The sequence below is a fragment of the Anaeromusa acidaminophila DSM 3853 genome, from assembly GCF_000374545.1.
Taxonomy (GTDB): Bacteria; Bacillota; Negativicutes; order Anaeromusales; family Anaeromusaceae; genus Anaeromusa; species Anaeromusa acidaminophila.
The window spans coordinates 44,555-68,628 of sequence record NZ_KB894583.1; the positions used below are offsets into that span (position 1 = coordinate 44,555).

Below are 24,074 nucleotides of genomic sequence, written 5' to 3' on the forward strand. Positions count from 1 at the left end.
AACTTTTCTCCGTCGTTTCCTGTTTTTGCGTCCTACGGACCGTCTTGCTCCCCAAAAGTCTCAAATACAATCATTGTCGCTGGCGCAACCAACCCTAGGCGCGTCCAGGGCCATCGCCGATTCTCTTGTTCAATATCTTCAGGCTTAAGAATATTTTTGAAAAAGAGGACTGCGCGCGGAAGGGTTTATTGGTATAATAGATCGAAGCGTTATCAGAAATACCTTGTACTGCCTCAAGACGTTGATTTTATTGGCGGCATACCTTGCGGCGGTTGCGAGAAAGGTTGGGTTTGCGATTAAACTTGCAAGTTGGGATGAGTTCTTTAGAGAACTGCAGCAAGACTGTAAATTATTTGTTTTTGTCTTGGCGCTGTTTACTCTATTTCGCATTGCCTTCATCGTCATTTTGCATTCGTTTATGAGTGATGCGGCTACGTGGGAAGACATTGGGACTGCCTTGTATTATGGTTTGCGCCTTAGCTTGAAGAGTACCGGATTGTTGATTTTGGCGCCTCTTTTATGCTGCACCGGCTTGCGGCTAATTTTCCCCTGGCGGCGGCTGGAACATTTGCGTTATTATTTGGGAGCGGTCTATGTGGTGGTTTTGAGCTTCTTATTTCATGCTCGACTGCCGTACTATCAGGAATTTCGTATGGCTTTTAATCAGTTGCTGTTCAATACGGTAAATGATGATGTAATGGCCATTATTTATACGGTTATCGAGCAGTACAATCTGCCTTTGCGCTTTGTGGTGGCCTGTGCGACGGCCTGGGCGCTGTGTCGGCTGCTTAAGCGGCTGTTGACGGCGGGGACCTTTTCGTTTCCGAAGCTGCCTCGCTGGTATCTGAATTTGTCTCTGCGTGCGGTGCTCCTTGTAGGGGTGTATTATTTCGCTATTTTTGTATCGTATGGCGGAACGATGGATGATATTCACAATCTTGATTGGGAAAACGCAGGTGTTACGCGGGATCAGCTTCTCAATGAGGCTATTTTGGATGATATGCATGCGTTGTATCGAGCGTATATTTTGCATGAGCGAATTGCCTCGTCTACTGGCTTGTTTATGGATCCGCAAAAGCTTGGCGCGTATGGCAATTATGTGGCAGGGCGCGAAGTGGACTCAAAGGAGATCGATGATTTCTTACGACATAAGGTCGTGGTAGGACAAGCTGCCCCACCGCGCCATGTGTTCTTTATTATCAGTGAGAGCTACGCCAATTGGCCCTTGCTGCCGCAGTACAAGTACCTGAATGTCGCCAATGGGGTTAAGCAGATTATAGAGCAAGATAACGCGGCGTATTCGCCTAATTTGCTGCCCAACGGTTTGAGCACAATTTCCGGAGTTATGGGCGTGGTGACTGGTTTTGCCGACGCCAATTTGTATTTGAATCAATTGCCTGATGCCTACAAAGAACCTTATAGCACAGCGTTGGCGGCGCAAATGAAGCGTCTGGGCTATAAAAGCGACTTTTGGTATGCAGGACCGTCTTCTTGGGAGAAAATTCGAGAGTTTACTTTGTCGCAAGGCTTTGACGTTTTTTATGGCAAAGGGGATTTGGCCAGTGAGAGCGGCAATGTCTGGGGCTGTGACGACCGAGATCTTTACCAAGCTGTCTTGGGGCGTATTCAAGATGAACAGCCAGGCTTTCATATGATCTTGAACGTGTCTAATCATTCTCCGTATACGGTGGATTTAGATGCGGAAGGCTATGATCGGGCGGCCATGGAGGCGATCTTGCCGGAAAAGGCCAAGCAAGATCCGGAAATGGTTAAAAAGCTGGGGCATTTCTGGTATGCTGATAAAATGTTGTCTCAGTTTGTAGCGGAAGCTAAAAAACGGTATCCAGATAGTGTTTTTGTGATCGTTGGCGATCACGCGGATCGTTTGAACCTGGATGTTAATCCGACGATGTATGAGCGCTATGCCATTCCGTTGGTAGTGTATGGCAAAGGAATTCATAAAGAAGCCATCCCCGAAACGGCGGCAGGCAGTCATATTAATTTGACGGCGACCTTGATGGAGCTTATTGCGCCTCCGGGCTTCGAGTATTATGCAATCGGTCCTAGCTTGACGCGGGGCAGCTCTTTTGGCATCAATTACGGTTTTTGGATTACCGCCGATTATATCGGCGATGCTGACAGCGGCGAACGCTGCGAGCCTCATTCGGCGCGGGCGGGCATTGCACCGCCGGATGCGGAAAAAATTCGCATGGAAGTCGATTCTGCTCGGGGGCTTTCCTGGTGGCGCATCAAATACGGCAAAACCCTGCGGCCCTTGACGGAAGCAGACAATTGAAGCGTATATACGGGAAGAGCCGCGCAATAGCGCGGCTCTTTGCTGTTACTCCAACTCTGCTATACCTATGCTTTTTAAATATGTATAGGTAGTATCATAAAAATCAGGTTGTCTCGTTGCGTCATTTTCGACGCCTTTAGGTACAAAAATCACCATGCCTTGACGTGCTCGCGTTAGTAATACGCGATAAGCATTTTTGCGATATAATGCATTTTCTGGCTTGTTAATGCTATGCCATTTTGAACCGGCTAAATTGTAGCAGTCAAAGGCTTCGTTGGTGAATCGAAAATCAGCATCCCAAGCAACTAGCGCCCAATCAAGTTCTAGCCCTTGAATATCAAATTCTGTGGCAGCGTCTTCTAAGAAATATGAAGACCTGATATCATCTTTTTCATTCAGGAACCAGTTTTTAGCTTCGATTTTACATTGCGTCCAAATTCCAAAGGGTTTTAATCTTGTCGAGCCAGAGCTGGCAATTACACCATATCGTTCGCTCCCTCTGGCCTTTTTCTTAATCCAGGCTTTTGCTTTTTTAATATCTCTTGTTAATGTAATAGGGTAAACGTCTTTGATTTCGGAATAAAGCTCTCTCGCTTTAGCCAGTTCAACATCCAAAATAGCTTTTACTAGTTCGGAAACGCGCTCGCTTCTAAAAGAACGTAGCGAAACTGACAAATGCAATTCTTCGCGAATCGTGTAGTTCAGACCGGATAACATTGTTTTTAAATTACTGCCATGTGTATATTCAGTGTCTAATAGCTGGTTGGATACGTAAATATTCCAATGTTTAAAACTGCGCTGTAAAGCTTGAAACCATTCGGGAAGACCTGCTTCGCCTGTGTTGATTTCTTGGCCACCGCCTACTAAACATACGATTACTGACCATTCGAGGTGTCGATCCATGACGCTTATAAGAAACTCTGGTTCTGACATAAGAAAATTCGGTTTCCCTTTTTTCTTTTGCATAAAACTTGAAGTTTGCTCTAACGTCCAGGCACGTTGGGCTTCGTCAAAGATTGCCACTTTTTCTAAAGGGGGAGAATCGACTGCCAGCGCATCATCTCTGAAATGATGAATCAACTGTATAAAGGTTTTTGCCTTTCTTAGGGCATCTGCTTTTTTTATTTTTTCCAAAGAAGTATTAACCTGATTTCGGGCTAGAGCCTCCTGTAAAACATCGACTAGAGGACCATTTCCTGACAGAAAAACTGCATGCTCATCTTCTGAAAAATTATGCCGTATATTGGCTATGTTTAGGCCGGCCAGTGTTTTTCCTGCTCCGGGAACACCTGTAATAAAACAAATGGATTTTTCGTTGTTACATTTGGCATTGTCAATAATTTCGTTAATAGCAACAGTTGTTGAACTCAAGTTTTTGTGCCCAGCATCTGAACGAGATATCTCTGTTACGCTGTGATTGCAATAAAGAGCTTGTGCAGCCTCAATGATAGTAGGAGTAGGCAAATAAGGTGAATTTTCCCAGTGTGCAGAGGATAACGGAGGCTCGTTGTATTTACTGCATACGTTCTGAATAATACTAGATATATCCGTGCCGTTACTAAGCAGCGGCTTTATTATTCTATCAGCATACTGGATGATCTGATTTTGCATTGAATCAGCTTCAGTGGCAACTAAAATAGGAACAATAATTCTAGCATGACTTTCCTTGTGGAAATTCTTCAGATCCAATGCATAATCCATTACCTGTTCAATGGCGTGATTGCGATAAACACTATCGCCAACTTTAAATTCTAGTAAAAAAACAAGCCCATTGGTTATAAAAACGTTGTCGATGCGGGAGCCGACACGTGGGATGGTATATTCGAAAAGGATAGTTCCTTGGGGAAAGCAGCGCAACTGTGATTTTAATAAATCAATTTGGTGTATCCAAGCGCGTTTTTGTGTGTCATCAAGGGCAAATGGATTGTTTCGAGACAGCTCCCCCAATATTTCGCTGTTGCGTTGGGTAAAAAAAGTATCAATGCTTTCGGAATAGTAACATCTGCTCATGGTATCATTCCTTTACTCTATCTACTCTGAATCCCCGAACCCTCAGTCGAACCCTCCCGTGACTCCGGTTCTCCTGTTCAATCTCCGTATTCTCTGGCTTTTCGATCTGCGCTCCGTATTCTCTCTAGTTCCTGCCGGATGGCAGCGAGCGATGTCTGCCAGTCGCCCGGTTTAGGCTGGCGGAAAAGGCGCATCGAGGCATACCAGGGGCTGTCTGTGCGTTTGAGCTGCCAGCGCCAGTCCGGCGCGAAGGGAATGAGCGTCCAGACCTTTTGACCCAAAGCGCCAGCCAGATGCGCTACGGCGGAATCGACGGTGATGACTAAATCCAGATTGGCAATCAGCGCAGCAGTAGCTGCAAAATCCTGCAATTGGTCGGAAGCGTCTACAAGGGTTTCTGGCCAAGAAACAGCGCTTTCTTCTGGTAGCTGCGCTTGCAGGCTGATCCAAGAAATTCCCGGCAGTGAAAATAGCGGAGCCAAGGAAGACAAAGGCAAAGAACGGTTACTGTCATTGTGATGCTGGGGGTTGCCAGCCCAAACTAAGCCGATTCTGAATGTGCCTGTCGCCGTGGTTTCTTTAAGCCAGCTTGCTTTTTGCAGAACGTCTGCAGCAGGCGCGTTAAGATAAGAGACGCCGGGCAAGGTATCATTGGCGGCGTCAAAAACCATAGGCAGGTTAGGCAAAGCGCAGGCGTAGTCAAACTCCTGCGCAGGCGCTTCTTCGCCGCTATAAAAATCTAGTTGCGGCCAGGAGGCCTGCAGCAATCGTTGCAGCTGCGGCTGCACCCAGATGGTGGTTTGAGCGGCTTGAGCTGCTGCTGGGGGGATATACCGGCAAAACTGCAGGGTGTCCCCAAAACCTTGCTCGTAAAAAAGCAACAGCCTTTTTTCGGCCAAATCTTCTCCTTGCCAGCGGGGCAAAGAGGCGGCGCGAGGGGAGAGCTGACGCATGCGCAGCGCGTTGTAATTTTGCCAGCCTTTGGCGAATTGACCGCGCAGCAAATAGAGTGTTGCCAGCGCAAATAAAGCATCCGTATATTGAGGCCGCCATTTTATGGCGCGCCGCAGGGCCTCTTCGGCGGCTTCCAAGCGGCCCAGGCTTTTAAAGAGGCAACCAAGATTGTAATGGGCTTCGGCAAAAGAGGCGTTGGCTTTAATTGCTTGGCGAAAGGAGGCCTCCGCTTGGCGGGAGCGGCCGGTTTCCTGATAGACAGAACCCAGGTTGTTATGTAGTTCAGCGGTTTTGGGACTAAGCTGAATCGCTTGACGCAACACTTTTTCGGCTTCGTCCCAGCGGCGAGTGTCCATCAGCAGCAGGCTTAGGTTGTTGTAAGCGCTGATCATTTTTGCATCAAGCGCAAGCGCTTTTCGCAGACAGGCCTCCGCGTCGGTGAAACGACGGGTTTGCTGCAAGACGAAGCCTAAGTTGCTGTAAGCGTGCGCATAGTTAGGGTTTAGCTCCAGCGCTTTGCAGAAGGCTTCTTCCGCTTCTTTCCATAAGCCGTTTTCCGTGCACTGAATGCCGAGGTTTAAAAAAAGACCTTCCATATTGGCAAGCCTCCTGGTAAGTAATGATTGTCGTACTATTATTATGCCCGGAAATAAGGGGGCTGACAATGTTAGAAGTTTATGTGAAAACTATGTTTAGAAAACAACAAGAATACTCGATATACTATTACATAGTGTATGCAGCAGGGAGGAAGAGCACATGGCTGGATTGCTGATTCAACCGCAACCAAGCGGCAATATACAGGCGTTAAACCGGCAGGGACAAAACGCGCCCTTGTCCGGCGTTTCTCCGGCGGGACAAGACAATAGCTGGCAGGCTCAGATTGGCCCGGCATACAAATTAGAGTTGTCGGAGGCTGCTAAAAACAGCTGGGCGGACCCGGAGGTGCGGCGATTGAAGCAGACTGGGCAGATTGAGTGTCAAACCTGCAAAAATCGAACCTATCAGGATGGCTCGGATGATCCAGGGGTCTCTTTTAAGAGTCCTACGCATATTGCGCCGGAAAATGCCGCTGCTGCAGTTAGTTCTCACGAACAGGAGCATGTAGTGCGGGAACAATCGTCGGCGCAGGCGGAAGGACGCAAGGTTATTGCGCAGAGTGTGCAAATCTACACATCCGTATGTCCGGAATGCGGCCGCAGCTATGTATCTGGCGGACAAACAAAAACAACTACTGCCGCGGAAGCGAAGCCGCCGGAGCCGAATGAAAAGCTGGGCGGTCAGGTGGATATGATGGCATGAGTTTCCAAGACCGCTAAGGCGGTCTTTTTTTATGAAGTGTAAGGGGATTTTCTTGACGGTGCCGGAGTCGGGTGCGACAATAGATATTGGAGTCGCCAGGACGGTGGGACGGGAGCTGTGTATGTGTGGGCGTTTTTTTCTATATTTTAAGTCATAATATTATTCCTATTTTTTTACTGATTTCATTAGGCTTTATTATTGCTAAAAAGTTTGAAATTCAGATTTTAAGCCTTACGAAGTTGATGTTTTATCTTTTTGTGCCTTCTTTTATTTTTGTGAATCTCTATACTACTCATTTGAAACTGGATTTGCTAATCGTATTGTTGTGCGGTATTTTGATGCTGCTAACAAACGATTTATTGTCGCGGATGATTGCTAAACGACGCGGGTATGATATTGGCTTGGCTAATGCGTTTAAAAGCTCCATTATGTTCAACAACTCAGGGAATATAGGCGTTTCTCTGGCTACGTTGATTTTTGGAGGCGCTCCCTTTGTCGTTAACGGTCAAACTCCCTATTTAAACGAAGCCGTTACGGCGCAAATCATGATTTTAGTTTTGCAAAACATCGGCGTTAATACGCTAGGATTTTATTATGCCGGCAGAGCCAACCGCAGCGTACGGGATTCCGTGAAAACCATTTTGACAATGCCGTCGATTTACGCCATTCCTTTGGCATTGGCGTTGAAAAGCATGGAAGTGGACATTACTGGCACGCCTTTTTGGCCGACCCTGGAGTATCTAAAAGCAGGCATGGTTCCCATGGCGCTCATTACGCTGGGCGTTCAGTTGGCTAGAACCCAGTTTGACTTTAAGGATCGAGATGTACATGCTTCTGTGTTCATTAAATTAGTGCTTAGCCCGCTAATGGCTCTTTTTTATATCTATTGCTTCGGCCTGAGCGGCGTGGTGGCCCAAACGGTGATGATTGCTCATGCAGTACCGACGGCGGTAAACACGGCCTTGATTGCTGTAGAGTGCAAAAGTTGCCCTGACTTTGCTTCGCAGGCGGTTATGATGTCGACGCTGCTAAGCGCAGTGACCTTGACCATGACGGTGTATGCTGCGCAACATATTTTCCCAGTATGAGGTTGAATGCAGGATTCTCTGCCTTTGTGCAGAAATCAAGGTAGGGAACGATCACAACTAGCGATCAAGCGATGAGGTTCTGAAAAAGTGCAGTGTGAAAAGCAAACAGAGAGCCGCTAGTATAAAAACGGTTTTCTTAAAAATGGAGGAGATACTATGGAACAGGATAGCAAAAATAGCCAACAGAAATGGCAAGAGCAGCTTTTAGCAAGTCGGTCTATTATTCTTACCGGTGAAATTACGCAAGAAGTGGCGGAAAGTGTAGCTTCCCGGCTGCTTCTTCTACAGGAACAAGGCGATGACCCCATTAAGCTGTACATCAACAGCCCTGGGGGCCATGTTGAATCCGGCGATACGATTCACGATATGATTCGTTTTGTGAAGCCCCGTGTGCTGGTAATCGGCACTGGCTGGGTGGCTAGCGCAGGTATTACCATTTATCTTGCCGTTCCCAAGGAAGACCGCATATCGTTGCCTAATACGCGCTATATGATTCATCAGCCACTGGGAGGCGTGCGGGGTCAGGCGTCGGATATTCGTATTGAAGCGGAAGAAATCGTCAAGGTTCGCAGTCGCATCAACCGCTTGATTAGCGCAGGCACTGGGCAGCCTTTGGAAAAGGTTGAACAGGATACCTTGCGCAACTACTGGCTCAGCGCCGAAGACGCCAAAGCGTACGGCCTTGTGGGACAAATTGTGGAGAAGTACGAGGATTTGCCGAAACTGTAAGCGATTGAAAGACGAACAAGAAAACCGGAGTGACCTGAGGGTGTGACTGAGGTCATTAGATAGTAAAGCCCCAGACTTTGTTGCACTCGTTTGTGTGCAATAGAGCCTGGGGCTTTCTTCGATATACTAGAATTTATAAATGAACCGCGAAAGGCGCGAAAGGGTTTTAGAATTTAAAATCTCTTTCTCTGCTTTTCGCGGCATCTGTGTTCCGTTTTCCCGTACTCCGTAACGCCCTCCCTCTACTCCCTTGACTCTTGTTCAAAAATCGTAATCCTCCAGCGTACCCTCCCGCGACTCCGGTTCTCTTGTTCAATCTCCTCGTACCTTCTTAGTGCAGCGGGCTGATGAACATGCTGTACAAGGAGAGGACAATTTCAATCATAATGAGGATGATGATCGCCCACTCCAGACGTGTGCCCCGACGGGCGTGAACCAAGCCAGAGAAAGCTTCGGTGATGTCCATGAGAGTTTCCGTTTTATGGCGAAGATTTTCATAACGCTCTTTCAGCTCGAAGAGCGTGGACAGTTCGTTGTGCAGCGAAGCCGCCGCTTCGTTATCCCAGGTAATATCCGGATTGTCGAGAAGCATGATATACGAAATGGTATTTAAACGAAAACGCAAAATATTAGCAGTCATGCGGGCTAAGCCGCTATCGGTCATGCCCAGTTCACCGCGGCTGAGATTGTTCACGACCGCTTCAATGCGATCCAATAAAGCGTCAACTTCATTTTCGTTTTTTTCGAGAGAGACGGATTTAGCTAAAATAGTGGCGATGATTTCTAAATGGTAGTCGTATTGGGCCGCGACAACGAGGCTATCGTTATTGATAGAGAAGTCTGCATCCGGGTTGACTTCAAGCTTATAATCATCCTCGTAAGGGAAGTTCTGCGAAATGTCTATTTCTGGCTCCAGACGTTTTAAGTAATGAATCACATCCAGAATTTCATGATGCTGCAGATTGACGCAAACTACGCTTCCAAAATGAAAAAGATAGACCATTTTATGATCGTTGTCGTTGACAATCCCTTGTAGTTGGTCCTGCTTAAGCAGCAAGGGATCTTCCCATTTAAATTTTCTCTGGATGCCGAAATGCGGCGCAATTTTGTTTAAATGCAGCTCATTGCCTATTACAATGGCTTTGAATTCAGTATACATAGATTTTATCCTCCAAAACACGGAAATATCGCTGGACGATGCGAAAATGTTTGCGAAAATATGCTATTTGTAGTACACTCAAAATACTGTTCATGGTTCCACAGGGAGCAGCCGTCCGTTAGGTTCATTGGACGTTGCATTGTCTGAGGGACTTTTCTTTATGTCTGAGCGTAGCCTATTTTTTCCTTTTTGTAAAGCAAAGACCAGTGTATAATGCTGGTTTAGTGTAAAAAGAATGTAAACTTTATGCGCAGACTCTATCGGTCATACCCGGAAATCGCGTAGTATAGGAGACAGGATGATGAAGCTAACTACTCCCTATTATTTGATTGATGAGAAAAAACTACAACGCAATATGGAAATCATCAAACAGGTGCGGGATTTGTCTGGAGCCAAGTCGGTGCTGGCTTTGAAATGCTTTGCCACCTGGTCTGTTTTTGATTTGATGAGCCAGTATATGGACGGTACTACGTCCAGTTCTTTGTATGAAGCGCGCCTGGGGCATGAAAAATTCGGCAAGGAAACTCATGCCTATTGCGTCGGCTACTCGGCGTCAGATGTTGCGGAAGTCGCGTCGTTTGCGGACAAGGTGATTTTTAATTCCTTCTCCCAACTGGACCGTTACCATGACGTTACTAAAGGGGTCAAGCTGGGCTTGCGAGTTAATCCGGGCTTTAGCACATCCGGTTTTGACTTGGCGGATCCGGCGCGGCGCTATTCGCGTTTGGGCGTACAGGATATGGTGGAGCTTCGACGACGGTTGCCGCTTTTGAGCGGCTTAATGTTTCATTATAATTGCGAAAATGACAGCGTCGCATCCTTTCGAGACCAATTGCAGCGTTTGGGAGAAACCTATGGGGAATTTTTGCACCAGCTGCAGTGGATCAGCCTGGGCGGCGGTCTGTATTTTACCAAAGAAGGGTATCCGGTAGAAGAGTTTGCGGCCTTGTTGAAGGAATTTGCCGCTCAATACGGCGTGCAAATTTATTTGGAGCCAGGCGAAAGCTCGATTACCGGCTGTGCGGAATTGGTAACAAGCGTAGTGGATATCGTTCATAACGAAATGGACATTGCCATTGTAGATGCGTCGGTAGAGGCGCATATGCTGGATCTTTTGATTTATCGTCTGGAAGGGAAAATGGAGCAGCCGCAAGAAGCAAAGCGTCGTTATATGGTGGCGGGACGTTCTTGCCTAGCGGGCGATGTTTTCGGAACCTTTGACTTTGAACGGGATTTGGAAATCGGCAGTGAAATTCGTTTGATGGATGCAGCTGGCTATACAATGGTAAAGAAGAACTGGTTTAACGGCCTGCAGATGCCGGCTATTGTGGTAAAACGGTTGGATGGTACGCTGGAATGCGTGCGATCTTTTAGCTATGAGGATTTCAGAACGGCTTTGTCTTAGAACGTTTTTGACAAGCAAAAGGAGGAAAAAATGAAAAAAAATGTTTTGATCATCGGTGCTGGCGGCGTAGCTCATGTGGCAGCTCATAAATGTGCAATGCACAATGATGTGCTGGGCGATATTTGTATTGCGTCGCGGACCCAGTCCAAGTGCGACGCTATTATTGAAAGCGTGCTGCGTAAAAACCACTTGAAGGATACTGCGAAAAAGCTCTATTCCCGCGCGGTGGACGCATTGGATATTCCGGCACTGGTCGCCTTGATTCAGGACACGAAATCGGAGATTGTTCTCAACTTGGGACAATCCTATGTCAATATGTCCGTGTTGGAGGCGTGCATCGAAACAGGCGCTGTATATATGGATACAGCCATCCATGAAGAACCGGACAAGGTTTGCGAAAACCCGCCATGGTACGAAAATTATGAGTGGAAGCGCAAAGAGCGTTGTGCGGAAAAAGGCGTTACCGCTATTTTGGGCGCAGGCTTTGATCCTGGCGTGGTTAACGCCTGGTGCGCTCTGGCGCAGCAAAAATATTTCGATACCATTGACACCATTGATATTTTGGATGTCAATGCCGGCAGCCATGGCAAGTATTTTGCCACGAACTTTGATCCTGAGATCAATTTCCGGGAGTTTAAAAAGGTTTGGACTTGGGATGAGCGTCAGTGGAAGCTGCAAAAAGTTCATTCCATTCGCATGGACTATGATTTCCCGGTAGTGGGAAGCTGCCCAGTATACCTTACAGGCCATGACGAATTGCACTCGCTGTCGAAGAACATCGACGCCAATTCGATTCGTTTTTGGATGGGCTTTGGCGACCATTATCTGAACGTCTTTTCCGTGTTGACCAATCTCGGCATGACTTCGGAAAAACCGGTGCGTTTGCCGGATGGCACGGAAGTAGTCCCGCTGAAGGTGCTGAAGGCCCTTCTGCCGGACCCGTCTTCTCTGGCGCCTGGTTATACTGGCAAGACCTGTATCGGTAACTTTATCAGCGGCATGAAAGACGGTCAGAAGCGGGAAATTTTCATTTACAATACCTGCGACCATGCGGAATGCTACCAAGAGGTAGAGGCTCAAGCTATCAGCTATACCGCAGGCGTACCGGCTGCAGCTGCGGCTATTCTAGTCGCCCGGGGCGAATGGGATGTAAAACATATGGTCAATGTGGAGGAACTGGATCCGGTGCCCTTTATTGAGCTGTTGGATCAGATCGGCTTGCCTACGGAAGTGGAAGAAAAGCCGTTGGCCTTTGTACCGCCGGCGATTGCCGCGCTGGAGAGCGTCGACTAAATTACTGAATTATTAAACCTCCCGCAAGACCTGCGGGAGGTTTCTTTAAATATACCAGGCTTAACAAAACGAACCGCGAAATACGCGAAGGGATTTTTCAAGATTATGCGGAATAAACGGCGGCATAACTGTATTTGAGACAAGATTTCCGCGCGACTCGCAAAAATAGGAGCCGCCGGCAGTTCCGCGAACTCGCTGGCGCTCAGACATACGGAACTTTTTTCCGTCGTCTCCTGTTTTTGCGTCCTGCGGACCGTCTTGCTCCAAAAAAGTCTCAAATACAATCACGGCCACCGCAGTCTCAGTCGTGCCCTCACTTTAAGCAGTAGACGTCGGTCCATGCCTTCCATGGCGTTTTTAGATGAGACCGGATGCTATGCCATCCCTAGCGCATCCGGCATTAGGTACATCACGTACCGTCCCCTGCTTCCAGCACCGTCGTACTCCTGTTAAATTCCATAACCCTCCGTCGGACCCTCTCGCGACTCTGGTTCTCTTGTTCGACATTTTCAGTCTAAAACAAAATGGAGGTTCTTATTAATGAAAAAGATGTTGATTTTGGCTGTGACATTTCTATTTTGCTTAACCGCGGTGACCGGTTGTGCTGGCCCTGGAAGCAAAACGGCGGAAAAAACGGAGCCTGTAAAAGCAGACACACCCTTGCCGCCGGCGGATTCGAACAAGAAAAACAGCTTGGCTGTTTTTGAAACTTCTATGGGAACCTTTAAAGTGGAACTGTTTGAAGATAAGGCGCCTCGGACGGCTCAGAATTTTATTTCCTTGGTAAATAAAGGATTTTACAACGGCCTGATTTTTCATCGCGTGATTGACGGCTTTATGATTCAAGGGGGCGATCCCAAGGGCAACGGCACCGGAGGCCCTGGCTATGTGATTCCCGATGAATTTCATAAAGACTTGAAACACACCGGCGCGGGCATTTTATCCATGGCGAATGCCGGTCCCAACACCGGCGGCTCTCAGTTCTTTATCACGCTGGACGCCACGCCTTGGCTGGATGGCAAGCATGCCATCTTTGGCAAGGTAGTAGAAGGCTTGGATGTGGTCAAAGCCATTGGCAAGGTGAAAACAGGCGCCCAAGATCGGCCGCAGACCGATGTGGTTATGAAAAAAGTCACTATTGTTGCTCCTTGAGGGACGCTATGAGTGCATTACAGTCGTATCGATGTGTTAAAGGATATGGCGAAGCGCAGTTTGAGATCAACCGTTCGTTGTTTATTGGTTACGCTTCTAGGGCGGAGACGGTGGAAGAAGCAGTTGCCTTTATTCGGCAAATTCGGAAAAAGCATCCCGATGCTACTCATAATTGCGCCGCGTACATCGTTGGCAAGCACAGCGAGCAGCAGAAAGCCGATGATGACGGCGAACCGACGGGGACGGCGGGTAAACCGATGCTGGAAGTGCTGAAAAAACAAAACCTGACTGATACGGCGCTCGTCGTGACGAGGTACTTTGGGGGCGTTAAATTGGGCGCAGGCGGGCTGATCCGCGCCTACGGAAAAGCCGCCTCCGAAGGCGTAGCGGCGGCTGGCGTTGTTTCTTGCGAGCCCTATGCGTGCAGCGCCGTTTCTTGCGACTACGGTTTAATGTCGGTTTTGGAGCATCATTTGGGCCGGGATGGCTATGCAATCAAAGAGAAGGTCTTTGCGGAGCAGGTGACGCTATATGTATTGCACCGCCCGGAGGATACAGCTTTTTTTTCTAGGATTGCCGACTGGTCCGGCGGAACGGCCTGTATCAAAGAAGCTGGCGAGGAATATTGCGAAACTGAGCTTTAATGGCGGATTTTTACAAGCCGTCTCTGTTGCTCCGAGGTACTATATAAGTGAAGTTGCTGGTCAGTAAAAGGCAACTACTTAGGAGGGAACGGGCATGGCATTAAAAGCGGCATTTATATTCGTGGAGCCGGAGGCGGAAGCGTCAAAACATCGGACACAGGTCAAAACACCGCAGGTGGAGCTGACGGTTGTGGGAGTGGCGGACTATGCTGCGGCCGTAGCGGCGGCTCAGGAGCTGAAAACGCAGGGGATTGGGGCTATTGAGCTTTGCGGCGGCTTTGGCAGCGAGGGCGTGGCTCTGGTGCAAAAAGCCGTAGGTCCCGAGATTGCCGTCGGCGTTGTGCGCTTCGACAAGCATCCAGGCTTAGGACATCGCAGCGGGGATGAACTGTTTTAAGAACTCTTGAAACGAGTACAAGATGAAGTTACCTCTTCGTGCAGCGAGGAGGTAACTTCTTTGTTATAATAAGAGAAACTGTGCTTGTTATCATGCTGGGGCGTGTAGCAACAGAAAGGATAAGACCATGCGTTGCAATGAAATTGCGCCTTGTTCGGCGCTGCAGCCGTTTATTGATCGCTATTGGTGCTGGACCGAAGAGCCTTCTGCGCCGCGGCGCTTGCCTGGTACCGGCCATGAGTTGATGCTTCATTTTGGAACCCCTTGGCGGGCGCGCACTTCGGAACAAGAATTTTCTCTGCCTCGAGCGTATGTTGTGACGCCGCGAAGTAAAAGCTGGAAAAATGCAGTGCGCGGTTCAACCGGCTTTTTGGCTGTGCGTTTTCGGGCAGGGGCTTTCCGGCATTTTTGTGGTGAGTCCGTAGAGCTATTTGCAGATCAAATTAGCGAAACGTCACAGATATGGAAAGTAGGACGGACGGCTTGGCTGCGGCAAGCGATAGAGGCGGCGGATATGCCGGAACGTGTGGCGGCAGTAGAAGGCGGACTTTTAGCATTGCTAGACCAGTATCGGAAACCGGATGACTGGTTGGATGAGGCGGTGCGACGAATTTACGCCGGAACTCCCTTGGATAGGCTGCCTTCCTTAGTGTTTAGCAGTGAAAGAACCTTGTTGCGTAAATTTAAAGAGGGGGTTGGCGTAACGCCAAAGGTATTTCAGAGACTGGCGCGGTTTGAGCGAACGCTGCGCTCCTTAATGCTGGGAAGGACGCACGCATATTTGCCGCTGGCTTTGGCTGGAGGATACTATGACCAGGCTCATTTCAGCAAAGAATTTAAAAGGCTTGTAGGCGAGACGCCGCAAGCGTATTTATCGCTCGAAAATTTTCAAGCCCATTTTTACTTTTCACGGCGCAAAGCAGGCGTATGAAAGATAACGAAAGGGCATAGCTTTTTAGGGGGCTTTCGTTTGTTGGATAAGGAAAAAGCGTATTGGTATTTAACGCTGACGGTATGCGCATGGGGCAGCTTGTATGTTGTTAGCAAAGTAGTGCTGGCGCAATTGCCGGTAGTGACGACCTTGTTTATGCGCTACCTCATAGCCGGGGTAGCGTTGTTTTTTGTTGTGCGCAAAGTTGGTTTTGAACGTATTGAGCGTGCCGATTATAAGTACATTTTCTTTATTGGCTTTGTGGGGTATTTCGTGTCGATTGCGGCGCAGCTATGGGGAATTCAATTAGCGAATGCGTCCTTGGCGGCTTTAGTGAACGCTCTGAATCCGGTTTGTATTTTAGTCTTGGCCCTTATCTTTTTGCAAGAAAAAATACGGGCGTATCAGCTGGTGGCGGTAGCTGCTGCGATGGCGGGCATTTACATCGTGGTAGGCGGCGCTGCCGGAGAAGGTCAATTGGCGGGGGCCATGGCGTCGATGGCCTCTGTTTTGTGCTGGTCCTTGATGAGCGTGTTGGTGCGCAAAATTACTAGGAAATACAATCCGGTTGTTGTGACGGCGTATGGAATTTGGATTGCCTTGGCGTGTGCGTTGCCTGCCAGCTTGTATGAGCTGTCTCAGACGGAAACGCACTGGGATTGGGCCCTTGCACCCGCCTTGCTCTATCTTGGTTTGATTTGTACGGCGCTGCCTCATGTGCTTTGGAATCAAAGTTTGTCCCTATTAGAAGCGGGACGCTGCGCCTTATTTTATCCCTTGCAGCCTATGACGGCAGCGCTCTTGGGCTGGATGTTCTTGAACGAATCACTCAGTTTTAGCTTTTTGCTGGGAGCGGTTTTGATTGTTGGCGGAGTGCTGATTAGTGTGTTAGGAGAACGTTTTGCATGAGAGGAATGGACTATAGTCATGTTTGAAATGTGTAAAAATAAGGGAAAAAAGTACTAAGATAACTTGTAATATATAAAAAAATTGTGTAAAATAGAATTGTAAATACAAAAAATTACAAATTGGGCAAACTTGCTGAAAAGCAAGGACGCAAAGCCGTGGGTCTAAGGGCTGAAAAGTCTAGGATTGCCAGGTTGCTGCTTTTTGTGAAGCGTACGTAAACTGCAACAACCTTGGTTGATGCAGTTTTTATTTTTAGCATTACGGCTGATTTTTGTGAGAAAGGAGAGGGAACATGAAAAAGATCACGGTGGCCGAAGTGGAAAGCGGTATGGTGCTGGCGAAAGAAGTTGTTTCTTCACAGGGGATGATCTTGCTGGATAAAGGCGTGTGTTTGTCGGATTCTCAAATAGCTACGCTTAGAAAATGGGGGATTGTACATTTGTATGTACAAGCTTCCGCTACGGCGTGTTGTTAAATGAACTACAGGGTGATACAGCAAGTCTTATGAAAAAGGCTTGCTGTATTTTTTTATAGATTCATCAGGATTTTTACAGGATGCTGTATAAGGAGATTTGCCGGAGAGAGCCTTCAAGAGTAGACAAGAATCGGGAAATCATCTATGCTTATAAAAAGAACAGGCCTTTGTAAGACAAGAAGGCTGTTATATATTTAATCCCAGAATTGAAAGGAAAGAAGGAGAATAATGAAAGAAACAGCAAAGGAAAGCGAAGCGCAGTTGGGCTTGCAAGAGGAAGAGGCTAAAAAGGCGGAGCAGGAAGAGGCCAAGCAAGAAGAAAAACGTTGGCGTCATACGTATAGCGAAAGACCGGGACTGGCCGAAGCACTGTCAGCCAACACCATGCCGGAGCTTACTTTGCTTCGTCAAAATATGGGCCTTTCAGGCGTTAGCTCGCTGAAAAAGCAGGAACTGGTGCCTGTTTTGGCGGAGGCTTTGCTGTTGCGGGCGCCCGCGCTGTTTCAACTGTTAGACTTGGTGCAATACCAATGGCTGAAGAAGACGATTGCTGCCGGCGGCTTGCATGTCGTTGGAGAGGAAGAGGAGCCTCTTTGGCGGGAGTTGGAAACGGTTGGCTGGGTATTTCGCGGGACGTTTCCTGCGGGGAAAGCGGTATTTTTGCCGCAGGAGTTTGCGGAGCTGTTTGCGCGTTTTGATCAGGAAGGCTTGGGGCAGGTTGCCGCCCGCAATGAGCAATGGACCCGTTTGACAACCGGTTTGCTTCATTACTACGGCGTATTATCAACAGAAGAAATAAAGACGTTTTTAGAGGCTCTTACAGGCAAGGAAGTAGTGGAAGAAGAAGTATTGGGAGTTTTATCCTGGTACCGTTTATATAGTGACGGCGATATTGCTTGCGGAGAAGGTTTATGGTGGGACTGGCGCGTTGATGACGTGGAATCGGTTCGACAAGAGCAGGAATTGCGTAGTTCTTTGCCTTTTGCGACTTTTTCGTATGAGCAATTGTATGCGGCGGGGAAAGCGGACTTTGTGGAAGACTATCCGGCGTTCCAAGAGCTGCTGGAAGTATTTCAGAGCAATTGGGAGTTGGATCGGCAAGTGGCCCGAGAATTGGCCGCATATAGTGTAGAAATGATTCGCAACGACAAAGATGTGTCCTTGTTACTGCAGGAACTGGGCGAAGCCTTGGAATTTCCTAACATGGAAGTCGTACAGGGGCTTACAAAAGCATTGATTTCCCTGCATAACGAAACGCCGTTGTGGGTGCTGAAAGGCCATGCTCCGCAGGAATTGCGTCTTCAAGGAGTTGAAGATCCTCACTTGGAGCTGATCAAGAAGAAGCAGCCTGTTGTGAATACCAATAAAATTGGAAGAAACGAATTATGCCCTTGCGGCAGCGGCAAGAAATATAAAAAGTGCTGCGGCGCAAACTAAGGAACAAGTGAAAACCTCAAAAGAGGAAACTGGCGGAGGAACTAGGATGAAACTGGATGTGTGTTTTCGGCCAGCAGAAGTACAGGGGATGGATTTGAAGGAGACGCTCTGTATTGTGCTGGATATTTTCAGGGCGACGACTTGTATGACTACAGGCATGAAAAATGGCTGTAAAGCGATTATTCCGGTTCTTTCCTTGGAAGACGCCCGGCAGGTGGCGAAAGAGCAGAAGGAACCGGTTCTTTTAGCCGGCGAGCGGCAGTCGCTGCGTTTGGAAGGCTGTGAGCTGGGGAATTCTCCTTTTGATTATGCAGCGGAAGTTGTAAACGGACGTGTTGTTGTAGCTACGACGAGTAATGGTACTGTGGCTATTAAATCGACGGATGGCGCGTACCGGACGCTGATCGGCTCTTTTCTAAATGCCTCGGCGGTTTGCGAGGAGGCTGCACAAGCCGGCAAGGATGTACTTGTGGTTTGCGCCGGGACGGATGGGTTGTTTTCTTTGGAAGATTCCTTATGCGCCGGCCTGCTGTTGCAGCGTTTAGCCCAACTGCAGCCGGAGGCGGAGCTGACTGATGCAGCTCGAGCGGCCATGATGTTATACGCAGGCGCGGCGGCTTGTCTTTTGGAAACAGCGGTTGTTAGCCGCAACGGTCAGCGGCTGCAGGATATTAACCGCATGGAGGATGTACGTCGTTGCTTTGAAATTGATGCAGTTCCGGTAGTGCCGGAATACCGTGACGGCGTGATACGCTGTATAGGGTCTGGAAACTAGTACAAGCTGATTTTTGGATTTGAACAATGAAATAGCAAAGGGCTGTCCGCATACAACTGCCTGGACAGCTTTTTTGCTATACATAGAAGGAGGTGAGCTAGTGCAGGAAGAAGCGATTTTGATTGATAAGGCACAGGCGGGAGACCGTGAGGCGGTGAACGCTTTAGTGGCGCTGCACTGGCAGCCTTTATATCGTTATTTGGCCTACAAGTTGGGCGATATGGAGGAAGCCAAAGAGTTGTCGCAGGAAACCTGGCTGCGTCTTGTCCGCGCTTTGCCTCAATATCGGCAGAATGGAGCTTCGTTCAAAACCTTTTTGTACCGGATCGCAGGTAACTTAGTGGTGGATCATTGGCGTAAGAATGGCCGCAAGCCGGTGGTGCTAGAGCTGGAAGAATGCGAGCGCCAGTTAGCGGTTGAAGAGGGGCCGGAAGCTTGGACTTTAAGGCAAGAGAGGCAAAGAGTTTTACAAGAAGTGATGGGGGAGCTGCCGCTGGAACAGCGACAGACCTTAGAGTGGAGGTTGCTGGCAGGAGTTTCGGTTAAGGACACGGCGGCGGCGCTGGGGAAGTCCGAAGGAGCCGTTAAGATGCTGCAGCTGCGAGCATTGGAGCAGGTGCGGAAGCGGTTGGCGGCGAGAGGATTTTTAAATTCTGAGGGGGTGAGGAAATGAACCGGCAGCTAGAACAAGATGCTGAGAAGAAACAAGAAGCATTATCTGCGGCGTTGGATCGTCTAAATGCCGGAGAAGAAAAGCTGCAGGAATCAGAGGATTTGGCGGGCTTTTTAGAGACGGCGTGCTGGGTGCGGCAAAGCGTTGAACCCCCTCCGCAGTTGTTGCAAGAAACGCTGGAACGTTTGGAAGCGCAAGCTTCGTTGCCGGAGGATTCTTTGCCAGAGAAGACCGGATTGTTGCCGCCAAGGAAGCGGAGTTGGTTGTATGCGGGCGCGCTGGGCTTGGCGGCATCGGTGCTGCTGGCGTTGCAATTGCTTCCTTCCTCGCCTTTGCCGGTGGCGGTTGCGCCGGAAGAGGCCCAGCAAGCAGCGACTCCTGTGGCGTTAGCGCCGTTGCGCGACAAAGATGTGATGGTAGAACGGAAAGCGGAGCCTGTGCAGGAATCTATCCCCAAAGCAAGAGAAGAAGCGGCTGTAATGTCGGCAGCGCCGATTCTCGCGGCTGCGGCAGAGGTTGCCGAACAGGCTGCTCCCGATAGCGGTGAAGTCTTGATGGCTCGGGCGGAACCATTAGTGTCGTCACGGCGCGCTAAACTTTATGAAATGCGGGCTGTACGGCTGTTTGAAGGGCTGGAGCCATTGGTGTTGCCTGGAGAAGCGGCAGATGTAGTTTGGCATGACGGGCGGAACACCATATGGCGTCATGTATACCGCCAAGACACGCCGCAAGAAGTAGCCGTGACACAGTGGCGGCCGGAACGGCTGCAAGAAAAGGAAGCGCTGCAGCGAGCGGCCTCTGTCTTGGGAGGGAATCGCCTGGTGTTATTTCGTGAAGAGCGCGTGTTGGTGTTGGAAGGACAGGGCGGTGAAGCGGAACTGCGCAAAATTGCTGCGGCCTTAGTAGGACCGGGAGCTGAGAAGTGAGCTTCGGGATCGTGTAAAGCTCACGTTAAATACAGATCGCCAGGGAAGGCATTTGCAGGCGTATGGCGAAATATATGACAAGCGTTCTTTACGGTTAATGCAAAAAAGGAGGCGGCGACTATGGACTACCGTTATCAAGAGACCGTTGACTGGGGTATTATCAAACGGGAGTGGGTTGGCGAGGAAGCGGGATATAGCGTCATTTTGGAGCGGCACGAAGAAGGGCGCTTTACCGTTGAAGTTAAGGAGCAAGGCGGTTGGGAGTATTATTCCTATTGGAAAGCCAGCGGTCAAGTGACCTATGCGACCTTGGAAGAAGCGCAGCAGGCGGCGGCAGAAATAATTAGGCAGCATCAGTCCGCAGGCGCAAAATAAAGGGATTAGAGGAGGCAGTTTATGAGCAGCAAGAAAACATCCAGTGAATCGCAGTTGGTGATCAGTGAAGTAATGATGCCTAGTCAGGCTAATGTAGCCGGTAATATTCACGGCGGCGAGATTATGAAATTGATGGACTCCACGGCGTATGCCGCCGCCAGGCGTTATGCCCGTTCTAATGTGGTGACGGCCCGTGTGGATGAGCTCGAGTTTCACCTGCCGATTTTCATTGGCGATTTGGTGATTTGTACGGCGCAAGTTGTTTTTGCCGGCAAATCTTCGATGGAAGTTGCGGTCAATGTGGAAGTCGAAGACTTGGAGTGCGAGGGCCGCAAGAAGGCGCTCTCCGCTTACTTTACAATGGTTTCCTTGGACAAGAAGGCTCGGCCTAATATGGTGCCGGAGCTGATTTTGGAGACGCCCGAAGAAGAGGCGGCTTTTGGCGAAGGAAAACGCCGCTATGAAGAGTATAAGGCGAGGAAAAAGAAAAAAGGATGAAACAAACCTTTACCTGGAAGCAAAAGCTGCGGCAATTGCTGTCAGTCATGCTGCCGGTGCTAATTACCCAGATTTCTTTGAGTGCGATGAATTTTTTTGATACAACGATGTCGGGTCACGCCAGTCGGCAAGACTTGGCTGGCGTGGCTATTGGCAGCAACTTATGGCTTCCTGTTTATACAGGGCTTACAGGTGTGCTGATGGCAGTTATGCCCATGGTGGCGCAACTGCACGGCGCTAGACGGCCCCAGGACATGCCGGCGGTTATTATCCAGGGGTTGTATGTAGCAGTGATGTTGGCTGCTTTGACGCTGCTGGCAGGGGGGCTGATTCTACCGGCGGTATTGCAGTCGATGGGGCTGGAAGCGGCAGTAGAACGGATTGCCTTTGATTTTTTAGCTGCGATTTCGCTGGGGATGGCGCCGTTGTTTATGGGGACGGTGTTACGCTCGTTTATTGATGCGCTAGGGTATACGAGAATTACGATGTTGGTGACCCTGGGAGCATTGCCATTTAATATTGCTTTAAATTATGCTTTGATTTTTGGGAATTTTGGCTTCCCGAAATTGGGCGGCGTTGGAGCTGGTTATGCTTCGGCGGCTACGTATTGGCTTATTTTTTTAGTGGCTGTCTGGGTAGTGCGTCGGCTGCCGCCGTTTTCTCTATACGGAATTTTTGCCCAATGGCAGGCGCCGTCGCTAAAGATGTGGAAGGAACAGCTGCGTTTGGGGATTCCCCTGGGAACGGCTATCTTTTTTGAAACTAGTATTTTCGGCGTTGTCGCCGTGCTTATGGCGTCGTTTGGCACGCTAACCATTGCCGCGCATCAAGCGGCTATTAATTTTGCCGGTTTGGTGTACATGCTGCCTTTGAGTATGAGTATGGCTCTGACGATCGTTGTCGGTTTTGAGGCGGGGGCGAAACGCTGGATTGACGCTAAGCAGTATGGCCTGATGGGTATCGCGGTGGCGTTGGCGGCCGCGTTGCTTTGCGCGCTAGGGCTTTGGCTTGGCAATGAACAAGTGGCCGCTTTGTACACGCAGGACGAGAGCGTGCTGCAATTAACGCGCGAATTTTTGCTGTACGCGGCGTTTTTTCAGCTTTCCGATGCGGTAGCGGCGCCGATTCAGGGGATTTTGCGCGGGTACAAAGATATGGCAGCTCCTTTTGTAGTGGCGTTGATTTCCTACTGGGGGATTGCGTTGCCAGTAGGAATTTGGTTATCGAAGATGTCTTGGGGGCCATTTGGCTACTGGGTTGGCTTTATTCTAGGTTTGGCGGCCGGAGCGGTGGCGTTGGCCTTGCGGCTGCGGCAACTGCAAAAAAAGAAGGCAGTTTTGGGGGAATAGTCAAGCTGATGCAAGGGGGAGTGAGCATGGCAATTCGGTTAGAGCGGCTTTTTAAGCAAACTCGTAAGTTGTATCAGATGGAATTAGTAGCCGGGGCTGGAAATCTAGATAACTTAGTAAATTGGGTTCATATGATTGAAGATGTGGAAGTAGCAGATTTTTTGCATGGCAGTGAGCTTGTTTTTACTACCGGTATTGCCCAACGGCGTGAGGGCTGGCTTAATGAATTTGTGCAAGGCCTTGTAGAGCGTCATGCCAGCGGCTTAGTAGTGAACGTGGGGCCGTACATAGAAAAAGTGCCGCCGGAAACGAGCGCTTATTGTGACAAGGTAGGGTTGCCGCTTTTTACAGTGCCCTGGAATGTGCGCTTAGTGGATGTGACAAGAGATATTTGTCGGCGCATTTTCCAAAGCGAGCAAACGGAAATAACTGTTTCCGCTGCGTTGAAACAGGCCATCTTTTTTCCGGAAGACAGCGAGAAGTATCTGGCGCAATTAGAACGCCAGGGGTTTTCAGGGAAAGCGGATTATTGCGCCGTTGTTTTGGCGGAGGAAGAAGCAGGCGGAGAAGAGAGCCTTTCTTTTTGGCGCTTTACAGTAGAGAATACAATCAGTCGTTTGGCGGAAACCTACAGCATTTTTAAACATGGCGGACAGTTGGTGCTTGTTTTATCCGCTTTATCGGAGCAGGAGCAAGAGATTTGTGCGCAAAGCCTGGCGGCTTTGGGAACAAAACCAAGCTATGGACGATTGCATGTAGGAGTGGGACGCAATCAACATGGAATTGTGAATTTGGCGCGCAGCTATCAGCAAGCGCTGGCGGCTGTGAAAATGGCTAAACAACGTCATTGGTCCAAAGCGTTTTATCGAGAATTGGGGATTTATAAGCTGCTCTTGGCGGGTGAGCAAAGAATCGTGCTGCAGGAGATGTAGGAGGAGACCCTGGGACGGCTGGCTGCTTATGATGCGGCGCATGGTACGGATTATCTTGAAATATTGCGTTGCTATTTGGAGCAAGACGGCAGCGTGCAAGCAGTGGCCAAGCTAACCTATGTGCATCGCAATACTATCAATTATAAGTTAAAAAAGATCCGCGAACTTACAGGGTGTGATCTCGCCAGAAGCGAAGAGCGGCTGCAGCTCATGCTGGCGCTTAAAATAGGAGAAGTCTTGTTTTGATTTTGGGATGCAAGCGGAATGTGCTGGAGCACAAATAACCTTGTGTCAAGGATGATTGAAGGAGCTTGTTTGCAATGGTATACTCCAACTAAAGAAGCGTTCGAAAAGGAATGCAACGTAAG

24 protein-coding genes and 1 riboswitch are annotated in these 24,074 nt (G+C 48.9%); of the genes, 21 read left to right on the plus strand and 3 right to left on the minus strand.

Annotation, left to right across the window (positions count from 1 at the left end; genetic code table 11):
* Positions 1–250: 250 nt before the first annotated feature.
* On the plus strand, positions 251–2,296 hold the full coding sequence (locus tag C508_RS0101955; protein ID WP_018701852.1) for an LTA synthase family protein: 2,046 nt from the start codon (positions 251–253) through the stop codon (positions 2,294–2,296).
* 45 nt (positions 2,297–2,341) lie between these two features.
* On the opposite strand, the gene C508_RS0101960 is transcribed toward C508_RS0101955, so the two are convergent.
* Together C508_RS0101960 and C508_RS17585 are read right to left on the minus strand one after the other, a co-directional pair.
* The gene (locus C508_RS0101960; RefSeq protein ID WP_018701853.1) at positions 2,342–4,306 is read right to left on the minus strand and encodes a DUF2075 domain-containing protein; all 1,965 of its coding nucleotides are present in this window, start codon (positions 4,304–4,306) and stop codon (positions 2,342–2,344) included.
* A 77-nt stretch (positions 4,307–4,383) separates the two neighbouring features.
* Positions 4,384–5,856 carry a tetratricopeptide repeat protein gene (locus tag C508_RS17585; RefSeq protein WP_018701854.1) on the minus strand — a complete coding sequence of 491 codons (1,473 nt, stop codon included), beginning with the start codon at positions 5,854–5,856 and terminating at the stop codon, positions 4,384–4,386.
* Between the two features lie 160 nt (positions 5,857–6,016).
* Here C508_RS17585 and C508_RS17590 point away from each other — a divergent pair, with 160 nt between their 5' ends.
* The 3 genes from C508_RS17590 to C508_RS0101980 all read left to right on the plus strand — a co-directional run bounded on the left by C508_RS17590 (position 6,017) and on the right by C508_RS0101980 (position 8,376).
* A complete protein-coding gene (locus tag C508_RS17590) occupies positions 6,017–6,559 on the plus strand; it encodes a hypothetical protein (RefSeq protein WP_018701855.1) in 543 nt (180 codons plus the stop codon).
* A 125-nt stretch (positions 6,560–6,684) separates the two neighbouring features.
* Positions 6,685–7,647 carry an AEC family transporter gene (locus tag C508_RS0101975; protein WP_018701856.1) on the plus strand — a complete coding sequence of 321 codons (963 nt, stop codon included), beginning with the start codon at positions 6,685–6,687 and terminating at the stop codon, positions 7,645–7,647.
* 156 nt (positions 7,648–7,803) lie between these two features.
* Entirely contained in the window at positions 7,804–8,376 is a 573-nt protein-coding gene (locus C508_RS0101980; RefSeq protein ID WP_018701857.1) for an ATP-dependent Clp protease proteolytic subunit, read from the plus strand.
* Between the two features lie 331 nt (positions 8,377–8,707).
* Here C508_RS0101980 and C508_RS0101985 read toward each other — a convergent pair whose 3' ends face one another.
* Positions 8,708–9,535, minus strand: coding sequence for an RMD1 family protein (locus tag C508_RS0101985; protein ID WP_018701858.1), 828 nt, complete (start codon positions 9,533–9,535; stop codon positions 8,708–8,710).
* Positions 9,536–9,836: 301 nt separating this feature from the next.
* Here C508_RS0101985 and nspC point away from each other — a divergent pair, with 301 nt between their 5' ends.
* From nspC to C508_RS0102075, 17 genes are all read left to right on the plus strand, one after another.
* Positions 9,837–10,940 carry a carboxynorspermidine decarboxylase gene (nspC, locus tag C508_RS0101990; protein ID WP_018701859.1) on the plus strand — a complete coding sequence of 368 codons (1,104 nt, stop codon included), beginning with the start codon at positions 9,837–9,839 and terminating at the stop codon, positions 10,938–10,940.
* 30 nt (positions 10,941–10,970) lie between these two features.
* The gene (locus C508_RS0101995) at positions 10,971–12,233 is read left to right on the plus strand and encodes a saccharopine dehydrogenase family protein (RefSeq protein ID WP_018701860.1); all 1,263 of its coding nucleotides are present in this window, start codon (positions 10,971–10,973) and stop codon (positions 12,231–12,233) included.
* A 540-nt stretch (positions 12,234–12,773) separates the two neighbouring features.
* Complete coding sequence (locus tag C508_RS0102005) at positions 12,774–13,385, plus strand: peptidylprolyl isomerase (RefSeq protein WP_018701862.1); 612 nt, start codon at positions 12,774–12,776, stop codon at positions 13,383–13,385.
* Positions 13,386–13,393: 8 nt separating this feature from the next.
* The gene (locus tag C508_RS0102010; RefSeq protein WP_018701863.1) at positions 13,394–14,029 is read left to right on the plus strand and encodes a YigZ family protein; all 636 of its coding nucleotides are present in this window, start codon (positions 13,394–13,396) and stop codon (positions 14,027–14,029) included.
* Positions 14,030–14,123: 94 nt separating this feature from the next.
* Complete coding sequence (locus C508_RS0102015; RefSeq protein ID WP_018701864.1) at positions 14,124–14,426, plus strand: DUF6506 family protein; 303 nt, start codon at positions 14,124–14,126, stop codon at positions 14,424–14,426.
* Between the two features lie 127 nt (positions 14,427–14,553).
* Complete coding sequence (locus tag C508_RS19285) at positions 14,554–15,357, plus strand: helix-turn-helix domain-containing protein (protein WP_018701865.1); 804 nt, start codon at positions 14,554–14,556, stop codon at positions 15,355–15,357.
* A gap of 39 nt (positions 15,358–15,396) precedes the next feature.
* Entirely contained in the window at positions 15,397–16,266 is an 870-nt protein-coding gene (locus C508_RS0102025) for a DMT family transporter (RefSeq protein ID WP_018701866.1), read from the plus strand.
* A 112-nt stretch (positions 16,267–16,378) separates the two neighbouring features.
* Positions 16,379–16,465, plus strand: a riboswitch (cyclic di-GMP riboswitch).
* 93 nt (positions 16,466–16,558) lie between these two features.
* The gene (locus tag C508_RS17600) at positions 16,559–16,741 is read left to right on the plus strand and encodes a hypothetical protein (RefSeq protein WP_018701867.1); all 183 of its coding nucleotides are present in this window, start codon (positions 16,559–16,561) and stop codon (positions 16,739–16,741) included.
* A 228-nt stretch (positions 16,742–16,969) separates the two neighbouring features.
* A complete protein-coding gene (locus C508_RS20780; RefSeq protein ID WP_018701868.1) occupies positions 16,970–18,178 on the plus strand; it encodes an SEC-C metal-binding domain-containing protein in 1,209 nt (402 codons plus the stop codon).
* 46 nt (positions 18,179–18,224) lie between these two features.
* Complete coding sequence (locus C508_RS0102040) at positions 18,225–18,953, plus strand: 2-phosphosulfolactate phosphatase (RefSeq protein WP_018701869.1); 729 nt, start codon at positions 18,225–18,227, stop codon at positions 18,951–18,953.
* 100 nt (positions 18,954–19,053) lie between these two features.
* The gene (locus C508_RS17605; protein WP_018701870.1) at positions 19,054–19,626 is read left to right on the plus strand and encodes an RNA polymerase sigma factor; all 573 of its coding nucleotides are present in this window, start codon (positions 19,054–19,056) and stop codon (positions 19,624–19,626) included.
* Positions 19,623–20,552 (plus strand): hypothetical protein, encoded by a 930-nt coding sequence (locus C508_RS0102050; RefSeq protein WP_018701871.1) that lies wholly within the window; start codon positions 19,623–19,625, stop codon positions 20,550–20,552. The genes C508_RS17605 and C508_RS0102050 overlap by 4 nt, the downstream gene beginning before the upstream one ends.
* Positions 20,553–20,672: 120 nt before the next feature.
* The gene (locus C508_RS0102055; protein ID WP_018701872.1) at positions 20,673–20,927 is read left to right on the plus strand and encodes a hypothetical protein; all 255 of its coding nucleotides are present in this window, start codon (positions 20,673–20,675) and stop codon (positions 20,925–20,927) included.
* Positions 20,928–20,948: 21 nt separating this feature from the next.
* On the plus strand, positions 20,949–21,425 hold the full coding sequence (locus C508_RS0102060) for an acyl-CoA thioesterase (protein WP_018701873.1): 477 nt from the start codon (positions 20,949–20,951) through the stop codon (positions 21,423–21,425).
* A complete protein-coding gene (locus C508_RS0102065; protein WP_018701874.1) occupies positions 21,422–22,774 on the plus strand; it encodes an MATE family efflux transporter in 1,353 nt (450 codons plus the stop codon). Before C508_RS0102060 ends, C508_RS0102065 begins: the two co-directional genes overlap by 4 nt.
* A 26-nt stretch (positions 22,775–22,800) precedes the next feature.
* Positions 22,801–23,706: a PucR family transcriptional regulator gene (locus C508_RS0102070; protein ID WP_018701875.1), complete on the plus strand. Its 906-nt coding sequence runs from the start codon at positions 22,801–22,803 to the stop codon at positions 23,704–23,706.
* A 63-nt stretch (positions 23,707–23,769) separates the two neighbouring features.
* Complete coding sequence (locus C508_RS0102075; protein WP_018701876.1) at positions 23,770–23,952, plus strand: helix-turn-helix domain-containing protein; 183 nt, start codon at positions 23,770–23,772, stop codon at positions 23,950–23,952.
* Positions 23,953–24,074 lie beyond the last annotated feature (122 nt).

Bases quoted from the DNA above. Each gene is read 5' to 3' on its own strand.
- C508_RS0101960 (WP_018701853.1), bottom strand. From the start codon at position 4,306: ATGAGCAGATGTTACTATTCCGAAAGCATTGATACTTTTTTTACCCAA.
- C508_RS17585 (WP_018701854.1), bottom strand. From the start codon at position 5,856: ATGGAAGGTCTTTTTTTAAACCTCGGCATTCAGTGCACGGAAAACGGC.
- C508_RS17590 (WP_018701855.1), top strand. From the start codon at position 6,017: ATGGCTGGATTGCTGATTCAACCGCAACCAAGCGGCAATATACAGGCG.
- C508_RS0101980 (WP_018701857.1), top strand. From the start codon at position 7,804: ATGGAACAGGATAGCAAAAATAGCCAACAGAAATGGCAAGAGCAGCTT.
- C508_RS0101985 (WP_018701858.1), bottom strand. From the start codon at position 9,535: ATGTATACTGAATTCAAAGCCATTGTAATAGGCAATGAGCTGCATTTA.
- nspC (WP_018701859.1), top strand. From the start codon at position 9,837: ATGAAGCTAACTACTCCCTATTATTTGATTGATGAGAAAAAACTACAA.
- C508_RS0101995 (WP_018701860.1), top strand. From the start codon at position 10,971: ATGAAAAAAAATGTTTTGATCATCGGTGCTGGCGGCGTAGCTCATGTG.
- C508_RS0102005 (WP_018701862.1), top strand. From the start codon at position 12,774: ATGAAAAAGATGTTGATTTTGGCTGTGACATTTCTATTTTGCTTAACC.
- C508_RS0102010 (WP_018701863.1), top strand. From the start codon at position 13,394: ATGAGTGCATTACAGTCGTATCGATGTGTTAAAGGATATGGCGAAGCG.
- C508_RS0102015 (WP_018701864.1), top strand. From the start codon at position 14,124: ATGGCATTAAAAGCGGCATTTATATTCGTGGAGCCGGAGGCGGAAGCG.
- C508_RS19285 (WP_018701865.1), top strand. From the start codon at position 14,554: ATGCGTTGCAATGAAATTGCGCCTTGTTCGGCGCTGCAGCCGTTTATT.
- C508_RS17600 (WP_018701867.1), top strand. From the start codon at position 16,559: ATGAAAAAGATCACGGTGGCCGAAGTGGAAAGCGGTATGGTGCTGGCG.
- C508_RS20780 (WP_018701868.1), top strand. From the start codon at position 16,970: ATGAAAGAAACAGCAAAGGAAAGCGAAGCGCAGTTGGGCTTGCAAGAG.
- C508_RS0102040 (WP_018701869.1), top strand. From the start codon at position 18,225: ATGAAACTGGATGTGTGTTTTCGGCCAGCAGAAGTACAGGGGATGGAT.
- C508_RS0102050 (WP_018701871.1), top strand. From the start codon at position 19,623: ATGAACCGGCAGCTAGAACAAGATGCTGAGAAGAAACAAGAAGCATTA.
- C508_RS0102055 (WP_018701872.1), top strand. From the start codon at position 20,673: ATGGACTACCGTTATCAAGAGACCGTTGACTGGGGTATTATCAAACGG.
- C508_RS0102060 (WP_018701873.1), top strand. From the start codon at position 20,949: ATGAGCAGCAAGAAAACATCCAGTGAATCGCAGTTGGTGATCAGTGAA.
- C508_RS0102065 (WP_018701874.1), top strand. From the start codon at position 21,422: ATGAAACAAACCTTTACCTGGAAGCAAAAGCTGCGGCAATTGCTGTCA.
- C508_RS0102070 (WP_018701875.1), top strand. From the start codon at position 22,801: ATGGCAATTCGGTTAGAGCGGCTTTTTAAGCAAACTCGTAAGTTGTAT.